Source organism: Vibrio sp. J502, assembly GCF_025397955.1.
GTDB classification, from domain to species: domain Bacteria; phylum Pseudomonadota; class Gammaproteobacteria; order Enterobacterales; family Vibrionaceae; genus Vibrio; species Vibrio anguillarum.
In genome coordinates this window covers 617,549-637,274 of the sequence record NZ_CP104555.1, presented here as the reverse complement: position 1 = coordinate 637,274, position 19,726 = coordinate 617,549, and the positions used below count along the sequence as shown (strand labels likewise).

At 44.7% G+C, this 19,726-nt stretch carries 11 protein-coding genes; 5 read left to right on the top strand and 6 right to left on the bottom strand.

What is annotated here, in order from left to right:
- Window positions 1-120 precede the first annotated feature (120 nt).
- Entirely contained in the window at window positions 121-1,335 is a 1,215-nt protein-coding gene (gene glgC / locus N5E84_RS18480; RefSeq protein WP_019282217.1) for a glucose-1-phosphate adenylyltransferase, read from the top strand.
- Window positions 1,336-1,447: 112 nt separating this feature from the next.
- Here glgC and N5E84_RS18475 read toward each other — a convergent pair whose 3' ends face one another.
- Window positions 1,448-4,591, bottom strand: coding sequence for a chitinase C-terminal domain-containing protein (locus tag N5E84_RS18475; protein WP_019282218.1), 3,144 nt, complete (start codon window positions 4,589-4,591; stop codon window positions 1,448-1,450).
- 356 nt (window positions 4,592-4,947) lie between these two features.
- Window positions 4,948-5,829 carry an AraC family transcriptional regulator gene (locus tag N5E84_RS18470; protein WP_017047225.1) on the bottom strand — a complete coding sequence of 294 codons (882 nt, stop codon included), beginning with the start codon at window positions 5,827-5,829 and terminating at the stop codon, window positions 4,948-4,950.
- A gap of 164 nt (window positions 5,830-5,993) precedes the next feature.
- Here N5E84_RS18470 and N5E84_RS18465 point away from each other — a divergent pair, with 164 nt between their 5' ends.
- The gene (locus tag N5E84_RS18465; protein WP_026029117.1) at window positions 5,994-7,142 is read left to right on the top strand and encodes an iron-containing alcohol dehydrogenase; all 1,149 of its coding nucleotides are present in this window, start codon (window positions 5,994-5,996) and stop codon (window positions 7,140-7,142) included.
- Between the two features lie 181 nt (window positions 7,143-7,323).
- Here N5E84_RS18465 and N5E84_RS18460 read toward each other — a convergent pair whose 3' ends face one another.
- From N5E84_RS18460 to N5E84_RS18450, 3 genes are read right to left on the bottom strand one after another with little or no spacing between them, the layout of a single operon-like run.
- Window positions 7,324-8,592: a sigma-54-dependent transcriptional regulator gene (locus N5E84_RS18460; RefSeq protein ID WP_019282219.1), complete on the bottom strand. Its 1,269-nt coding sequence runs from the start codon at window positions 8,590-8,592 to the stop codon at window positions 7,324-7,326.
- Window positions 8,582-10,930 (bottom strand): ATP-binding protein, encoded by a 2,349-nt coding sequence (locus N5E84_RS18455; protein ID WP_019282220.1) that lies wholly within the window; start codon window positions 10,928-10,930, stop codon window positions 8,582-8,584. The genes N5E84_RS18460 and N5E84_RS18455 overlap by 11 nt, the downstream gene beginning before the upstream one ends.
- Window positions 10,927-12,279: an ABC transporter substrate-binding protein gene (locus N5E84_RS18450; protein ID WP_019282221.1), complete on the bottom strand. Its 1,353-nt coding sequence runs from the start codon at window positions 12,277-12,279 to the stop codon at window positions 10,927-10,929. Before N5E84_RS18450 ends, N5E84_RS18455 begins: the two co-directional genes overlap by 4 nt.
- A 275-nt stretch (window positions 12,280-12,554) precedes the next feature.
- Here N5E84_RS18450 and N5E84_RS18445 point away from each other — a divergent pair, with 275 nt between their 5' ends.
- Together N5E84_RS18445 and pyk are read left to right on the top strand one after the other, a co-directional pair.
- Window positions 12,555-13,934: an MFS transporter gene (locus tag N5E84_RS18445; RefSeq protein ID WP_026028333.1), complete on the top strand. Its 1,380-nt coding sequence runs from the start codon at window positions 12,555-12,557 to the stop codon at window positions 13,932-13,934.
- A gap of 187 nt (window positions 13,935-14,121) precedes the next feature.
- Complete coding sequence (gene pyk, locus N5E84_RS18440) at window positions 14,122-15,585, top strand: pyruvate kinase (protein WP_069212124.1); 1,464 nt, start codon at window positions 14,122-14,124, stop codon at window positions 15,583-15,585.
- A 143-nt stretch (window positions 15,586-15,728) separates the two neighbouring features.
- On the opposite strand, the gene torS is transcribed toward pyk, so the two are convergent.
- Complete coding sequence (gene torS / locus N5E84_RS18435) at window positions 15,729-18,626, bottom strand: TMAO reductase system sensor histidine kinase/response regulator TorS (RefSeq protein ID WP_043004388.1); 2,898 nt, start codon at window positions 18,624-18,626, stop codon at window positions 15,729-15,731.
- A gap of 88 nt (window positions 18,627-18,714) precedes the next feature.
- Here torS and torT point away from each other — a divergent pair, with 88 nt between their 5' ends.
- Complete coding sequence (torT, locus tag N5E84_RS18430; protein WP_069212123.1) at window positions 18,715-19,716, top strand: TMAO reductase system periplasmic protein TorT; 1,002 nt, start codon at window positions 18,715-18,717, stop codon at window positions 19,714-19,716.
- The last annotated feature ends 10 nt before the right edge of the window (window positions 19,717-19,726 follow it).

The window sequence follows — 19,726 nt, the reverse complement described above, 5'->3', positions numbered from 1 at the left end:
GTGCAATTATCGCAAACTTAGTTTGTAACGTATTGTTCGCTATCATTTTTACTTTTGGCTTAAAACTTGTACTACTCTCTAATATGGTAAATAGATTGCACATATTTAGGGAGAAATAAGATGCAAGAAACACTAACCGTTGTGTTAGCAGGTGGCGTCGGTTCGCGGCTATCTCCGCTAACCGATGACAGAGCAAAACCTGCTGTACCTTTTGGTGGAAAATATCGAATCATTGATTTTACACTCACCAACTGCCTACACTCAGGGCTGCGAAAGATTTTGGTCCTGACTCAATATAAATCTCATTCATTACAAAAACATTTACGTGATGGCTGGTCTATTTTCAATCCAGAACTCGGCGAATTCATTTCTGTGATCCCCCCGCAGATGAGAAAAGGCGGAAAATGGTACGAAGGAACGGCGGACGCTATCTATCACAATATGTGGCTACTTTCACGCAGTGATGCCAAACACGTCGTTGTTTTATCTGGTGATCATATCTACCGGATGGACTATGCCTCTATGCTCGAAGCTCATAAGCAAAAAAATGCTGCACTGACTATCGCCTGCATGGATGTCCCAAGAGAACAAGCTTCTGCCTTTGGCGTGATGAATGTGGATAATGACTTCAAGATCACCTCATTCATCGAAAAACCAAGTGACCCACCCTCCATGCCTAATAATCCGCATCGCAGCTTAGTTTCTATGGGGATCTACATTTTTGATATGGAAGTATTAAAAAGTGCTTTGATTAATGATGCTGAACTGGAAAACTCGAGTCACGATTTTGGCAATGACATCATTCCCAAATTGATTGAAAGCCATGCTGTTTATGCGTATGAGTTTTGCGGTGACCGGGGGCGAGTCGCTAAAGATTGTTACTGGCGAGATGTCGGAACACTTGATTCTTTTTATAACGCTAACATGGATTTACTCGAACCCGTTCCACCAATGAACTTATACCAAAAAAACTGGGCCATTCGAACATACGAAGCGCAATACCCACCTGCGCGCACGGTTTCTTCTGCAACAGGTAACGAAGGTATATTCATTAATTCGATTATTTCAAACGGTGTGATTAACTCTGGAGGTTCTGTACAACACTCCATTATTTCTTCAAACGTCAGAATTGATGATGGTGCAACAGTGGTCGATAGCATTTTATTTGATGATGTTGAAGTCGGCGCAGGGTGTCAGCTCATAAGGTGTATTATTGATAAACATGTAAAAATCCCTCCACATACTCAAATTGGCTTAAACCCAGTTGAAGATGCCCAGCGTTTTCGTATTTCAGAAAATGGCATTGTTGTGGTACCCGAAAGTTATCAATTCTAAACCTATATTTTTTTGCCCACTCAATTTATCCCTCATTAAAATGAAGCCTTAGCACACGCTAAGGCTTCTTACTTTACACTGAGTTCAAAACATACCGATTAATCACGCTCGGTTATGGGCACGTTGTTGCATCCCAAAACCAATTTGACTGAGTCGGTGACTCCCAAACGCCGGGGTTGTTTTTGGCAATAAAACATTTCCCGTTGTAAGTCACAACATCGCCAGTTTTCACCTGTGTGGATCCGGGAACCCAAGTAATGACATTGCTAGGATTCGTGGTACCACCGGTATCGCCACCGCCAGTATCTCCACCAGAAGATAGGTCAGCAAGTGGAAGATCCGGTTGTTCAAACTTGAAGGCGTAATCGACACCATTAATGTTTACGCTGTAATTTGCAGGCCCAGAAATAGGCAGATAGTAAACCATATCCAGTTCATACACGCCGCCTGCGGGCAGAGCTTTCCAATTAGGTAAGCTAAACGCTACGCGGTGCATGACGCCGTCTAAACCACCGACGTTGTTGGCGCGAGTATGGCCAGAAGCAATCACCTTCAAACCACCACCAGATTGGTCTTTAGCATTATCAGGTGCAGATACGGGGATATCAAACTGGAACTCAGTACCACCAGGGATCTCTTGACCTGTGTTGTTAGTAAAGCTGATTTTAGGATTGATTGGGTAGTTTTGATCACCCACCTTAAATCCACCAACGGAGACCGCGATGTCTACGGTTTCACTGGCAATCGTTCCTGTTGCAAGCGTATTGCCATAAGGCGTTGCCGACTTAAACTTGTCATAAATTGCTTTCGTCATGGTATTACCCATGTGGTATTCGCCATTTCCGCTTGCACAAGCTTGCTCTGTTGAATCCACTTGAGTGCGTTGACCATTAGCGTCCAATACATAACAGTTATAATCGCCTGCTAACTCCCAAAACATGATGCCGCCGATCTCTTTATCGATGACATAATCGGCTTTGGTGTTGATAGACTCTTTATCTTCAGTTGATAAGAACACCCCTTTATCGGCATTCCACAGCCAAGGCGCGACGGCAACGCTGTCATAGTGACGTTGGTAAAGACCGACAAGTTGATCGGCAGGTTCATTCACTGGATCAAGATTATAAGCCTGGGCGTAAGAGCCCCAAATTCCCTTCTCTAGGTTTTTGGCATGCCACATTGGGTTTGAACCTGCACCCATCTCGTTTCCTTTCGGATCGGTGTCGTGCCACATGTTGTCAATACCCACCGCGCCGTGGCCACAGTTGTTTTTCTCACCCTCACCAGTGCCCGGAGCACATTCAGCTTGGTTAGGTAATGCCGCTCGCCCCCATAAACCATTCTCTCCACCCGTGACACCTTGCCAGCCGCGCGTGTAGTAAGGAACGCCGATGTTGATGCGCCCTGCGGGCATAGAACCGCGGAAATAATGATAAGCCCAGTCAGTGTTGAGATAACCAATACCACCGTATTGAGCCGTACCATATACGTTCCACTGTGCTAACTCTGAATCTTTACCAGTGTCATACAAAGCCGCGTTGTGACCCACGTGATCATTCCATGCGCCGTGTAAGTCATAAGACATGATGTTCACATAATCAAGATACTGAGTGACATCAAACGTCTCCATACCACGCAATAGATAACCAGAAGACGGTGCTGCAATCGTCAGCATGTAATGGTGACCATCTTGTGCCGATGCTTGATCAAGCTTCTGACGTAGTACCTTCATTAACTCTTGGTACGACGCCCATAAATAAGCACGGCGAGGTTCCATAATCGCTTTATCATCTGGATTACCTGCGCCCGCCATTGAGGTTGGATATTCATAGTCGATATCGACACCATCGAATTGATATTTACGAATCATTTCAACAGCCGATGTTGCAAATTTTTCAATACCAACGTGGTTAATAGAGCCATCAGCGTTGGTTGTCATCGTATAAAAACCACCATCGGCGACACGGTTGCCTGCCGTATCAAAGTGCCCGCCAGTTTCAGCCCAGCCTCCGATAGAAATTAAGGTCTTAACATCAAATTTTTTCTTCGCTGTTGCCAACGCACCAAAATGACCTTTAAAGCCTAATGCAGGATCAATCTCAACCCCTGGCCACTCTTTGCCCACTGCCGCATTATTGGGATCGTTCACATCGCCCACATTCACTTTGCCATCGGAACCTATGCTGACGAAGGCATAGTTAATGTGCGTGAGCTGCTCCCACGGGATGTCTTTTACAAGGTAAGCCGATTGCGGATCATCACCCGCACGCCAACTGGTGAAATAACCGATCACACGACGTGGATGATCCGCCCCCATGATCTCACGACCTTCCGCATCATAAACGGTGCAATAAGGTACATTCACACCTTCGGTTTGATATAAACCATCAGGACGACAATTATTAGCTATTGGCGCGCCACTGACTGTTAAAGTCGCTAACGTGGAATCTGTCGTCGCACCAAGGTTATCAGTGGCGCGTGCAAACACCGCCAAGTTACCCGCTTTTGTCGCAGTGTATTCTAAGGTATACGGAGCACTAACAGCCGTTCCAACCAGCGTTCCCGCAACGAAGAAATCAACTTTATCGACGCTTCCATCAGTATCAGCAGCGTTTGCGGTTAAGGTGACTAAAGCCCCCACGTCAACGGAAACCGCAGAGAGCGTAATATCAACGGTTGGAGCCTGATTGCCTGGTTGCTGTGCCTCTTTCACCGTTAAGGTCGTTGCACTTTTCACGCTGGCATCACCTTTATCATCGATGGCTACAACACTGAATTCATGCTGACCAGCGGTTGCGACCCACGTGGCTTTATAAGGTGCCGTGGTGACTATACCCACAATTGCACCATCGACAGAAAACTCGACTCGAGCAACGCTGCCGTCACTATCGGTTGCGTTCGCACTTAATATTACGGTATCACCGACAGCAATCACATCTGCTGCGGAAGGTGAAGAGAGATTCGCGGTCGGTAGCTGGTTCTCACCACCGGAAGTGGCGCAAACATCCAACACTTTCCACTGGGCATAATCACCAGAAAAGTTGGCTGGATCGTTACCTTGAGTCCAATAGTTGGCTTGGTAGGCGGTACCACTGTGCTGAACCTTGTTACCGCCAGTATAAACTTTTGACGATTCCCAAGGGCTTAGTGTCGTGCAATCAACGGCTGCATAGCTGTTAAAAGCCATCAAGCAAGAGGCCGTTAAAGTGCTCAGTGTAAAAACACCCTTTGCCACTGTCCTGTTGTTTAAATGCATAGCTGCTCATTCCTTAAGTTATTGTTTCACTATAAAAAGCCTCGTATCAAGAAGAAACCAGACTTTAATTCTCACGTGAAACAACTGTAGGACAGAGCGATAAATAAGCACCTCAATTTGTTCAAATATCAAAAATCACTCGCAACAAGTTGCACTATTTCTGCAAAAGAGACATCGTTATTTTGCATCAACAACTAATTATTGGTTAATTTTCCGATTCTAAAAAAAGCGCCGAAATCAGAACAATATACGGACTGCCTGCCGGTTATTTAACTTACACACCATCAAAAAGAGCAAAAAACATGCAACAACACTAATTGTTACAAAAATGTAGAGTTTAACTTTATGCGCTATTTCTAACGCTGTACTCCTCTTGGGGTTTCATTAAAATGTCGCTTATATTCTCGACTAAACTGAGATGCGCTGGCATAACCAACTAAACGAGCGGCATCGTTCACACGCTTGCCTTCCACACGAATCAGCTCTTTCGCTCTGTTAAGCCTGACTTTTTTTAAATATTGTAAAGGAGATTCTAACGTCACCAGCCTAAAGGCGTGGTGAAACGCCGAAACACTCATATTGGCTTCTTCGGCGAGTAACTGAACGGTAATGGACTGATCATATTCTTGATGTACTTTACTCAACGCTTTGGCTATCCGGGCGTAGTGTCCTTCTTGATGAGCGAGATCAAAAAGCACATAACCGTGCTCGCTGGTTAATGCCCGAAACACAATCTCCTCGACTAAGCTTTCGCCAAGCACTTTAGCTTCAAGATCATCAACCAATGCAGACATCAAACGAATCGCACTTGCTTGCATCTTTGCGCCCATTTCTACTGATTTCAGCCCGCATTTTGATTTGTCTATGCAATCAGATAAAAAACCAGAAGCCTCAAGTCGATCAACCTGTTTAAGGAGAAGTGAGTGATCGATATTAATAGTCAAGCCCAATAACGGTTCACTTTCTGACGCAAAAGCTTCGCACTCAAGTGGTAAAGGTACCCCAACAACCAAGTAATCATTGGGGCCATAATTTACGGGTTGGCTACCAATATGAATGCGTTTATGTCCTTGCCCCAACAATATGATACCGGATTGATACACAAGGGGCTGTCTACCATTACCGCGGCTGCTGCGATAAAACAATACGCCCGGCACTGCCGTTTGGTGAATACCTTCCAAATGATCTAAAGATTGTTTTTCAATGTATTGCTGCATCAGTTGCGCCAGTTTACTCATAATGCTCCCTTATCAAAATTGAAGGAAGAATACGACAATTAGAGAATTAGGCAATTAATTTCGAGAAATTGGTCTATATTGACTGGATAATTAATACTAATATGCACATCGTAAACACTGCCTTGGAGGCGCCGCCTCCTTTTCTATAAGCAAAGGTGAGAATAATGAAATTTACTTATGTTAACCCTACTCTAATTCACTTCGGCCAAGGCCAAATCTCTGCGATCAGTCAGGCGATTCCAACTGACCAAAAAGTGCTGGTGATCTACGGTGGCGGTTCGATCAAAAAAAATGGTGTTTATGACCAAGTCGTGAGTGCACTCACTGACCACCAATGGGTCGAGTTTTCAGGTGTAGAAGCAAACCCAACCAAAGAAACCTTAGATAAAGCGGTTGCTATCGTCAAAGAACAGGACATCGACTTTATTCTTGCCGTGGGTGGTGGTTCGGTTATCGATGGTTCAAAATACGTTGCCGCGGCGGCTAAGTATGATGGGGATGGCTGGGACATCATGGTGGGTAAACATCAAGTTACTGAAGCTACGCCTATCGGTGCAATTCTGACTCTGCCAGCAACCGGTTCTGAATCCAACATGGGCGCGGTCATTACCAAAGCACAAACACAAGACAAACTGGCCTTTATGGCTCCAGCGGTACAGCCTAAGTTCGCAGTGCTTGATCCAGATGTAATGAAATCACTGCCTGAGCGCCAGTTGATCAACGGTATTGTTGATGCTTGGGTACACGTCTGTGAGCAATATTTAACCTTGCCAACCAATGCAATGGTTCAAGACGGCTATGCCGAAACTTTACTTAAAAACTTGCTGGTATTGGGTCAACAATATGACCAGCGTGATAATGATGGATGGCGAGCAAACCTGATGTGGACAGCGAACCAAGCACTAAATGGCCTGATTGGTACTGGCGTTCCACAAGATTGGGCGACTCATATGATTGGTCACGAGTTCACCGCATTATGGCATGTTGATCACGCCCGTTCGCTAGCGATTGTGCAGCCTTCCCTACTGCGCAATCAACTTGAGAACAAACGCGCTAAACTTGAGCAAATGGGCAAAAATGTCTTTGGACTCAATCAAACTAGCGATCTTGCCTTACGCACAATCGATGCGATTGAAGCCTTCTACCACAGCTTGAATGTTCCAACTCAATTTGCGGATCATAACAGTAGCAAGCAAGCGGCCATAGACGCAGTTATCGCTCAACTGAACGCACATGGAATGCTTGTTTTGGGTGAACAGCAAGCCATCACGCTTGAAAAATCACGGGAAATTTTGGAACAAGCTATCATTTAGCCTCATTTTTTAGACGAGTGAGTAGTGATTTCAACATTCCAATAGCATAGATTCAGCTACATCAAGCAGCGCAATTGGGCGCTGCTTTTTTTGTACTTTTTTTGTATTGGATACTTTATGTAGCGGCCTTTCATTACCATGCCAGCATTATCAAACTGATCCACCACCTAAAATTGAAAAACTAATAACGACTTTTAAAGTCATCCTTTTCTAAACCATGTTTTTTCATTCGTAAGTAGAGCTTTTTACGCGGTACTTGCAGATAATTTGCGGCATCAGCGACGCGACCAGAATGGAGAAATAATGCATCTTCAATAATTTGCTTTTCGTAATCATCCACCAATTCATCAAGCGGTGATAAAAGATCAGACTGATTGTACAAACGCTCTTTTCCCGTCAGTTTTACAATACCTATCGCATATAATTCAGCTACATTTCTCAGCTCTCGTACATTTCCCGGCCATTGATGTGCACGCAGTAGCGACAAATAACTCAGTTCTACCGCTGGCAAAGGTTTCGCCAATTTATTACAACTCTGCTTGAGAAAATAATGGAACAAAGTAGCGATATCATCGGGACGATGTCGAAGTACAGGCACCTCTATCACGCCTTGGTTTAGCAAATAATAGAGTTCTGGCTGCAACCGATTAGCCGTAATCAAGGCCTCAGGTTCCGTACCTAAAATAGCAATAACGCGCGTTCGAGCTTTGCTTAGGCGTTCTTGGTTAAGCATCCTCTGAGTCAAATAACGCTGCAATTCTTCAGAAAGTAATTCGATGTGGTCTATTAGCAATGTACCGTTTTCACTTGCATCTAATTTTTGTTCAATCTGTGCGAGCGTGGTCGCTGATGAAACGGTTAATTCCACCAGCGATGAAGCATGATTACCCTGTGTCAGTTGGTGAATGAGATATGCAATAGTATGCCGCCCAACACCCGATTCTCCACAAATAACAACATGACTGTTGAGCATTGAATACTGAGCAATATGGTGGCGAATTTGCCCCATTTGAGCGGATTTTCCGATGAGTTCGCATTTGATTGAGTTGGCCATAGCCGTTTTTTGTTGTATAAAATGACGACGAATATCGAGATTTTTCTTCACTAAGCTCAATAACTCCGCAGGATTGATTGGCTTTTCAAGAAAATCGCATGCCCCTATTTTGACCGCCTCTACCGCCATAGGAATGTCTCCGTGGCCAGTAATGACAATCACAGGAATATGCTCATCAATCGATTTAATCGCTTTAAGCAATTCAATGCCGTTCATTTGTGGCATATAGACATCAAGCAATATCACTCCAGCCCAATCAGAATGGATAAACTCACACGCTTTGGTGGGGTTAAGAAGTGCTTTTGACGGCAAATTAGCTATCGACATAAGATGCGAATATGAGTCAAGGACATCTTGGTCATCATCAATCAATAAAACAGAATAATTATGATTCATAAGGCAACTCCAGCACGACCATTGCACCTCGACTGACTGTCGAGGCAAGATAAATTTGACCCTTTATTTTTCCTATGAGCGAGCGGCAAATATTCAGCCCTAAGCCCAACCCTACTTCTTTGGTCGTGGTAAAGGGCGTAAAGAGTTTTTCAACGACATCATGAGCAAATCCAGCCCCTGAATCGCATACTGCAACAACGTGATGCGTTGGCGTACTCGACAGCAATATCACGTCAACTTTTTTGTGCCCACATCCCACAACCGCTTCACAGCCATTTACCAACAAATTAATCAATACCTGTTCCAAGCCGATTTGATCTGCAATGACTTGAATTGGTTGATGAATATGGCTTTGCAATACTATTTGTTGACGTTTCGCTTTCGTTTCAACCAACAACATAGCCTGACCGATAACATCAGTAATCAAGACAGGGGTAAGGGTTTCATCACTGCTACTTTTACGAGAAAAATGACGTAACCCATTGATGATTTTGCCCATTCGCTCTGTTAAATGTTCAATATGATCGATGGAATGTCTGATTTGCTCTGTTTTCTTCTGCTCTAAAGCAAGGTTTACGCTATAGAGATAAGTCGACATCGCGCTTAATGGTTGATTCAATTCGTGCGCTAAACTGGTCATCGTTTGCCCGACCACCGCCATTTTAGCGGCTTGTACTAACTCACTTTGTGTTTTTTTAAGATGGTTTTCGGTCCGGTGGTGCTGCTCAATTTCAGCGAGTAACTGATGATTTTTTTCACGTAATGAATGAGTTTTTGCTCGAACTCGCTCTTCTAATAATCGATTAGCGTGCTCTTGATCGGTAACATCCGTAATCGTGATGATAACTTTATCGCTTAAACCGTGGGTATACTTACGTAAATACAAGCGCAAGTAATAAGGTTTATTTACATCGCCTAACGATAACGTAATGACATCTGCACCATTTTCGATCAACTTAGCCTCTGGGTTAAACAGTGCTTGCAACTGCGATTGAGTTGACGTTGAAAAACAGAGCCAAAAGGCTTTCGGGTCCTCATTCTGGTCTATATTCAAGCGAACACGAGCGCTTAAGTTAGCCGATTCAATATAACCATCCAAATCACAAGTGATTAAACTCGCTTGCGTATTGTTAATCAAACTCAGTGCGTTGGTTCGGTCCATTTCCTCCACTTTTTTACCATACTGAACCAATTTTTCACTGATCCGGCCAATTTCATCTCTGCCGTCTACCACAATAGGGTGTGAAAGATCATTATGAATGATGGCATCTAAACTGTCGCTAAGGCGGTTAAGTCGGCCCACAATCCGACGATTGATGAAATAGTAAGTCAAAAACAAACTGATAATGATCGATAAGCTAAAGCAGACAAACAGAATACGGTTACCATGAGAAACCAGTTCCGTGGTCTCTTTTTTCGCTTGAACAAACGACTCATCGGCGTTGGCGACCAACATCGCAATATCAGTATGTTGGTGGAGAAGCTGTTGCTGAACTTCAGCTCGAATATCATCAAGCTGGGCATTTAAACGCACCATAGAACGTAAGTTTTGATGGAAAGAGCCATTCAAACTCAATACATCCATTAGCTCACTGAGTAATTGTTGATAGGCGATGGTTGCAGGTTGTGAAAAAATCGGCGCACTCTGTGCGTACAGTTCTTCAAGGCGGTACTGTAGTACTTTCATGCCATTATTCACTTGGCTAATATGCTTAGATTGGATGAGCTCTTTTGCGAACATAAACGTTTGAGCCTCACCATCTAGGATAGACTGGACAGCCCCTAAACTCGCAAACAGCATGTCGCTTTCATTGCCTTTCATTTTACGCTCTAGCTGCCACTGTATTTCTTGGCGCAGCGGGGTCAACTCAGAACCAATATCTTGATGTAGCCATTGGATCTGCTCTTGAAGTAACTCAATTTGACGACTTTGATCAATCCGTTGCCCGACCAGAAGACCAAATTGCTCACTAAGATTACGTAGCCGTTGATACCCAGCAAGCAGCCGTTGCTGCTCGCTGTTCAATTCAATCTCGCTTAATATTTTGCTGATCGTCGTTAAATTGTTATCCAAACGTTGCCGTTGCTCATCCAACTCAACTTTGTTACGCGTATTTGAGATGATTTCGATCCGTCTTTTAATTTCCGAACTACTGCTTTCGAGCAGATAACTGGCATTATATTTAGGAACACTTTTATCAAGCAGCTCGCTCACTTGATTATCTAAACTATTCCATGTTCCCCATGCGACGATGCTGACAATCGTCAACAGCAAGGTACTACAAGCAAAGGCTAAAACCAGTCTCGCGCCAATCGTGTTGTATTTCGGAAAAATCATGGCGTATCGACCCGGTCCAAGTTTTTTAGATCGGACAAAGCTTCTTCTAAGGTTAATGTCAACTGCATCTTCCAACGATGCGTCAGCTCCGCTACTTGCATAGAAATGGCGGCGGAGTGTGTCTCATACTGCGCCTCATCAACACTGATTTTTTGCCATGACTGATATACCACGGCTAACTCTGTTTCGGTCACAGGTAAAGAGAACACTCGAGTTTCAATATTTTCAATGAGCTTCAGAGCGGGTTCATTGTGTGCGTACTTGGTTTTAGCATGATTGATTGCGAGCCAAGTGTCTTTTAACTGAGGTAAGCGTTTGGTAATCGCAATTTCAAACAATAAGTTAACTAACTCCTCACGATGTGTAATGGATGCCATGGACAACTGTGTATATGCCTCATTAAACAGGGATTTATCGTTTATCGCATGTTTAGAAAAATCATTGCTATCCATATTCGTTTGTACCGATTTTGACATCAATAAATCGATGAATGCCTTCGCATATTGATCATTTTCACGCAGGCTCACTTGGGCGACGTATGTGGGCATTAGGGTAAAACTTTCATCATAGCGAAATTGAACGTGCTCAAATTTTCGTTCTAATATGCTGGCATAGCTATCAATCGTTGGGCCTATCCCAAATTGCCCTTTGGCTACATAATCACTCACACCAAAACTGCGTGAGGAAATTGTCCCTAAATTTGCCCCCACGTTCAGTAAAATCCGCCACCCTTGTTGCCAACCATATTTAGCAAGAATGCTCTCGACCATTAACTGAGTAGTACCCGAACGTGTTGGGGTACTCATCGTGATGTGGTCAAAATAGATAAAATTAGCCAGATCGGTGAACGACGTAGGCGTCGGTAAATGATGTAAGCTGAGATAGTCACGATTCCATACCAAACCAGCGCCAGAATAGCCTATCGTCACGACTTTATCAGTTGGCGGTAACATGTAGGGTTTTAACCATTCTGGTGGTTGCAAATGGACAGGTAAGGTTGCGAGCTTATTGCTATTTGCTAAATGCTGCATTAAAAAAGGCGATGAGCTCAGCACTACATCAATATTCTGGATATAGCTTTTATTAAGCAGTTGAATACTCGATTGTGCTCTACGGTGGACAACTTGCACATCAACCCCTTGATACTGTTTGCTGAACTCTTCAATAAGAGGTAGCAAGGGTTCACGTGAAAATGTAGTCAGTATGACTAACTCATTCTCTTTTGCATAAGCGGTATTGATAGCCGCCGCTATCGATCCTAGTAGCACCATCCATTTGCACCAGCGTAATAAGGTACAAGAACGGAAAACCGCTTTTAAATCATAAAACCCTAAAAATTGTGCGTTCACTCAAAACTCTACCGTTTAGCTAAAAATAAATTATTAAACATTTGTGTCAGTTATGACGCAAAACAGCGTATTACAATTTCAATTTTATCAGCAAAACATAATTTACCCTTCGCAGAATTCCCATTTTTGACCCATTCACACTCTCAATTTGAGTCATTTCTGCCTCAAATTGGCACTTTTGAGCCCCATACCCATTTGTTTGAAGATGCATTCCGACAACGAAACAACCCTATTTAGTAATAACCCTATTTAGTATTTGATGAATGGAGAGCTCCATGCTTAACTTTTTTAAAACTCGCCCAGATCTACCGCTATCGGATAGCTCTGAGGGCGCAATGCAATCGCGTTTCAAAAGTTTTCAATGGCAAGTATTCTTAGGCTTAGTCTTTGGATACGCCATGTTCTATGTGGTTCGTATGAGTTTAGGCGTCGTTAAAAAACCGATGCTTGATGCGGGCATCGTATCGATAGAAGAACTCGGGATCATGGGATCAGCCTTCTTCTTCACCTACGCATTTGGTAAGTTTTCGAACGGTTTCCTTTCTGACTACGCCAACATCGGCCGATTTATGTCGTTCTCACTACTGCTTTCCGGTGCCACTGCCATATTCATGGGGTTGAACACCACGGCATTCTTCTTTGTGTTACTTTGGGCCGTCAATGGTTGGTTCCAATCGGTGGGTTCTGCGCCTTCTTGCGTCTCGCTTTTCCAATGGTTCTCACCTAAACAACGCGGAAGCCGTTATTCAATTTGGGGAGGATCTCGAAATATCGGCGAAGGCATCACTTGGATTCTAACAGCAACGCTAGTGAGTTATTTAGGTTGGCAAGCAGGTTTCATCGGTGCGGGCATTGCTGCCATCATCGCTGCATTGATTATGTTCTTTGTACTGAAAGATCGTCCACAAACCTATGGTTTACCTGATGTTGCAACAGCATTTGGTGAAGAGCCCGAGTTCAAAAAAGCCAACGATCCAAAAGAAACACGTCGCGCTCAACTGTTCATTTTGAAGCAGCCGACTGTCTGGCTGATTGCCGCTGCTTGTGCCGCGATGTATATCTCTCGCTATGCGATGTCTTCTTGGGCGGTGTTATACCTACAAGAAACCAAAGGCTATTCACTGATTGATGCTGGTTTTGCAATGTCCACTTACCCTATTGCAGGCCTCGCGGGCGCTATTTTGTCTGGTATCATTTCAGATAAAGTATTCAACGCTAACCGTCATATCCCAACGCTACTTTACGGATTTGCCAACATTGCAGGTATGTGCTTGATGTTCTTCGGCCCCGATAACCGTATGGTAGATGCTGTTGCTCTAGGCTTAATTGGCTTTGCGATTGGCGGGCTTGTCGTATTTCTTGCTGGCCTAACGGCTTGTGACTTAATGCCTAAAAATGCCGTCGGTGCCGTAAAGGGCTTTATTGGTTTGTTCTCTTACTTAGCCGCTTCGGCTCAAGAACTGGTGTCTTCATCATTGATTAAAATGACGGAAGTGGATGGCGTAACCAAATATGACTTTACTCAAGCACAATATTTCTGGTTGGCCGCTGGCGTGATTTCTTTACTGCTTGCGACTACGGTATGGAATGCCAAGAAAGTAACGGATATTGATGCTCCTACGGGCCAGATACTGGAAACGAAACCAAGTCTCTAATCTATAACACCCTTGATACAGGGAGGATAATCCTCCCTGTTATTTTCTTATTTTCATTCTTATTTTCTATATCCAAATCACTTGAAAAATCGACCAAATGTCGGCCGAGAGCAATGGACAAGTGCAATTAGCACCACCATAACTTCAAGTAAAATGGCTATAGCGAGTGTCGTTATAGGATACCACTATGTGTAAAACAAAAATCGTTGCAACGCTTGGCCCTGCAAGCCAAAGCCGTGAGATGATCACCAAGCTCATTAATGCTGGTGTTAACGTTGTACGTTTAAACTTTTCTCACGGCACCGCTGACGAGCATATTGAACGCGCGATGTTAGTACGTGACATTTCACAAAAGCTTGGTGTCAGTGTCGGCATATTAGTCGATTTACAAGGACCTAAGATCCGTATTTCCTGTTTTGAAGACGGTGCGATCACTCTAAAAGCGGGTGACTCATTTATTCTCGATGGGCTTCACCCCACAATGGCTGGTAACCAAGAACGTGTAGGCTTAGATTACCCGCAACTGATTCAAGACTTGAAGTTGGGTGATACTTTACTGCTTGATGATGGCCGAGTACAACTCCGGGTCGAAGAACTCAACAAACCACAGCAGTGGGTAAAAACTCGCGTCATAAACAACGGTAAGCTGTCTAATCGCAAAGGCATTAATTTGCTCGGTGGTGGCCTCTCCGCGCCGGCACTGACGGACAAAGACAAACGAGACATCATCACTGCCGCGAAACTCCAAGCCGATTTTCTAGCTGTCTCATTTCCACGTAATGCCCAGGATTTACATGAAGCGCGCCGGTTAGCGGTACAAGCCGGCTGTCATGCACACATTGTCGCCAAAGTAGAGCGAGCCGAAGTGGTAAGCGATCAAAAAAATATGGACGCGGTCATCAATGCATCCGACGTAGTGATGGTTGCTCGTGGTGATTTAGGCGTTGAAATCGGTGATGCTCGCCTACCTGGCGTACAAAAAGCGTTGATTGCGCGCTCAAACTATTTAGGCAAACCCGTTATCACCGCAACACAGATGCTGGAGTCGATGATTGACAACCCGCTGCCAACACGCGCAGAAGTGCTTGATGTAGCAAACGCGATTATTGATGGCACTGACGCTATTATGCTATCAGCAGAATCAGCGGCGGGAAGCTATCCCATTGAAGCAGTAGAAGCGATGGTGCGTATCGCTTATGGTGCAGAACAAGAGTTAGGCTGTGCGCAAAATTCATGGGATAAACTGCATCATTTGTGCAGCGATGCGGGCAAAAGCTTCGCGCTTTCTTCCATGATATCGGCGACTAAGGTTCACAAAGATCTTGGGGTCGCCATTTTAACTCAACAGGGAGAAACACCACTGTTGATGTCTCGCTGTCAAAGCCAAGCTACCATTTGGGCACTCTCCGACAGGCCTGAACTGCTGCGTAAATTAACCATTTTGCGCGGCGTTACACCAACCTATATTCCATCACTAGCGACACAAGCAGATTTGCTGTCTCAGCAAGTGCTTAATGCTCTGGTACAAGACGCAGCTAACCGCCATATTTCATCCATTTTGATGACACAATTAGAATCGATCGAAGGCGTGGGTAATATTAACGTCTGTCGTTTATTGACGTTGCCAGTAGTAAAAGAATTAGCCGCGTAGAATGTAGGGTTCTGCGCCGCTAATCATGAGATCATTAAAATTATTCAGTGATCTCAACACCTCCCCCTAAAAAACCTTGCTCCACAGGGAACTTGGCCTGCGCTTGTCGCAGGCCCTTTTTAATGATGCCAACAGCCAATTATTTATATAAACAGTAACCTGAGTGAATGAATGGATTGAGCAGCTAAGGCTTCTAATTCCGCTTGTAGCTCTTGATAAGTTTGCGCAGAGTCAGCACTTTTCTCAATGACTAAACACAGATCAAACAAGGCATGCAAACCTAAGCTGCCAGCTGAACCTTTCAATTTGTGTGCTAACGACTTAACGACCTGAGCCTGTTCCCTCGATTGACGAAACTCGTGTAGGTATTCATGCGTGCAATCTGCGAACAGCTCAATGATTTCATTCATCTTGTCACGCCCTAGCACCTCAATATCCGCGAGTAGGATCCGCTCGTCCATAATCGGACGAGCGGATTTTTGGCTATCCGAGGTTACGTGCGTAGGCACAATCAACTCAACGGGTAAGGTATTGTGTTCAATACGTTGCTGGACAAGTTGTGCAAGATCTTCTTTGACTAAAGGTTTGGGCAAATAGCCATCAAAACCAGCTGCTAAATAGCTTTCCACCTCTTCATTAAACACATGCGCCGAAATAGCAACCATCGGTGTGGGGCGTAGATACGAATACTGTTCACGTTCGATAATTTTGAGCTGCGCCAACAGCTCAACACCATTAACGTCAGGTAGATTAATATCGAGCAGTGCGATATCAAACCTGTCTTCACTAAACAGAACCCGAGCTTCAGCGCCTGTTTTCGCGGTGAGCACATTATGACCGAGACTGGTCAAAAACCCTTCAGCAACCATGCAGTTGACAGGGTTATCCTCCACCAGCAAGATGTTGGCCTCTCGCGTCGCGGCTATCGGCCTTTTAACCACGTCATTCACTGCCTCTCCTCGCTGTAAAGGAACAGTAAACTCAAAACGGCTTCCTTTGCCTAAATCTGATTCAAGCTTAAGCTCGCCGCCCATGGCTTCAACAAGCCGTTTGCTGATAGCCAAACCAAGCCCAGTACCGCCTTTGTAACTTTGCTCACTGGAAGCTTGAGTAAACGCATCAAACAGCCTGATTTGATCCTGTTCACTGACTCCAACACCGGAATCCGACACTTCAAATGTCACTTGATTAGGCATTTCAGCATCAAGACCGACATAAATATCCACATAACCTTGATCGGTAAATTTGATGGCATTACCCACAAGGTTCGTCAGCACTTGACCTAAGCGAGTCATATCACCCACCCAAAAAGGAGCAACATCCAGTTCAATCTGCTTGGTAAATTCAAGCGACTTTTCTTCAGCACGTCCTTTCATTAGTTGGTAAACATCGTCCACCACTTGGTGCAAATTAAAGTTGGCATTGCGAATTTCTAAGTGTCCGGCCTCAATTTTTGAATAATCCAGCACATCATTCAAAATGGACAGCAAGGTGTGGCCGCTGCGGTTAATCACGTCCACATACTGGCGCTGTTGAACCGTTAATGGCATCTCTTGTAATAAACGAGCCGTGCCCAATACGCCATTCATTGGTGTGCGGATTTCATGGCTCATGGTGGCCAAAAATGCCGATTTAGCGCGGTTGGCTTGTTCGGCTAAGTTGCGAGCTTTAGCATGATTCAACACTTCCATATTGAGTTTCTTATTGGTGTGTTGTAATTGCTCTGTTCGCTCGGTAACCACTTCCTCTAAGTGCTCTTTATGTTCTTGTAACGCCTCTCTCGCCTGCGCCTCGCTTTCCGCTACCACTTTAAGAGACTGCGCGGTATTGCGAGCCGTGATGATCGCCTGCCCCATTTGCGCCAGTTCATCCTCTCCTTGGACTACCACTTCCACCTGCAGTTGCCCTTTTGCGATGGATAACAGTGCCGATGAATATTCAGCTAAACGTTTTACCACCGACAGATAGACGACCTTCCACATAATGAAAGCTGCAATGAGAAGGCCAACCAAGGTTAGTAAGGTCAATGTATACTGGGCCACGTTCAAGGTTGTAGAGAGCTGCTCAACAGCGCGGGTCGTTGTACGATTGGAGTCATCCACTAAGCGGCTGACGGTGGTATTGAGATCTGAAAACTGTAGTAAGGTATTTTGTGTGAGCGATTTCGCGACCTGTTCGTTATCATAACGTTGCTGTAAAACACTAAAAACCACTTTGCGCTTTTCTAACTCATTAAGCAGCTCTGTCATTTGCTTCGAACGCGTCGGGTCTTCTACCGCGCGTACTCTGCGCTGCATGATGGTGAGATTATGCAAAAACTCGGTTTGGATCTGTTGGATACGCTCAACATCGGTAACCGTGCGTGTCTCTTCGATGTGGCTGAGCATTTTGAACGCCAACAAATGAAGCTCATGCAAGCGCTCTGAAAGATCGAGGTCCACTTCCACTAAAGCGTCTAACGCTTGGTACGCTTGTGACGTTTTATCGGCTTGCAGCAAGTCATAAATGTGCGTCACATTCGCCACTGCGATGGTACTGGTATTGAGCACTTGAGTACGCGTCAGCTCTTCCAATTGCAGCGCCAGTTGTCGCATCTCTTCCACTCGAACACTTAAGTCATGTGCCAGATACAACTTACGCTCAACCGTAATACCAAGCTGAGCCAATGTATCGATAACGCTTTGAACATCATTTTCTAGGCGCGTCAGCAGTTCTGAATCAAAGGAATCGGCACCCAACTGCTTGATGTGATTAAGCAAAGATTGAAGCTGTTCGAAAAGCGCTTTGCCATACTGCTGGCGCTCTTGCTCTGTTTTAGAGTTGGTTAACATTTGCACAGACGTAATGATTCGTGTGCTTAACTCCGACACTTGACGCGCTTCCAGCATCGAAGGAATGGCAGAATTCACCACATTACGTTCGGTTTTAGCCACCAGCGAAAAACCAAACACACCGATCAACGCCGATAACAAAACGAGCAGGGCCATTGCCGAAAAGGACAACATTAATTTTCGGCCAATACTGGCTTTGGCTAACAACATGGCACCCAACCTCAAACATTACTTCTTAAGCAACACGGAATGGGCTATATTTTGCAGTGTTTACTCACGTTATGCCAACGAATAGCGAATGCAATTGATCTTAAACCTTATTTCCCCAACGCTTTTACTGCTGATTTTAAGCTTAGTTAGCAACACAACATTCGCCGAACCCCATAAGAAAGTCTGCGCTTTATACCCTCACCTCAAAGATTCCTATTGGTTATCAGTCAACTATGGAATGGTTGACGAGGCGAGAAAACAGAAGTTGAATTTACGCGTGTTAGAATCGGGTGGTTATCCTAATCATGAACGACAAAAAGAACAGCTTTCATTGTGCGTTCGTTGGGGCGCTGATGCGATTATTCTCGGTACTGTGGCACCGGATCTTTACTCAACGGACTTAAGCACATACGTCGCTTCTACGCCTGTGTTTGCAACGGTTAATCAGCTCATTCTCAATCAGCAGCAGGCTGCGCGGCTACAAGGTCAAGTGGGTGTCGATTGGTATTGGATGGGATACTACGCGGGAAAATATCTTGCTGATAAGCACCCACAAGGCAGTGGAAAAACCAATATAGCCTTGCTACTTGGCCCGAAAACCAGTGGTGGTACTCAACCTGTTAGCCAAGGTTTTTATCGCGCAATACAAGACAGCGATATCAACGTAGTGGAAAGCCTATGGGCAGATAATGATAAAGAACTGCAGCGTAATTTAGTACAACAAGCGCTGGAGCGAGCTGACCTTCGCTATATTGTGGGCAGCGCCGTCGCGATTGAAGCGGCGATCAGCGAATTGAGAACCTCAGGGATGACAAACCACATCGGTTTGGTGGCAACCTATTTAAGTCATGGCGTCTACCGCGGGCTGCTGCGTGGCCGAGTCGAATTTGCGCCAACGGATAAAATGGTCGAGCAAGGCAGGCTTTCCATTCAACAAGCTGCGGCTTTTTTCAATCAGCAACCTTATGAAAAAAAAGCCGCCCCGATTATCGAATCCTTAACGCCTATGTCACTCAATCCGCAGATAATTGCAGATTCGTTATCTCCATCTGAATATAGGCCGACTTTTAGCGTAAAAGAGATTGAATAAAAGTGGCGAT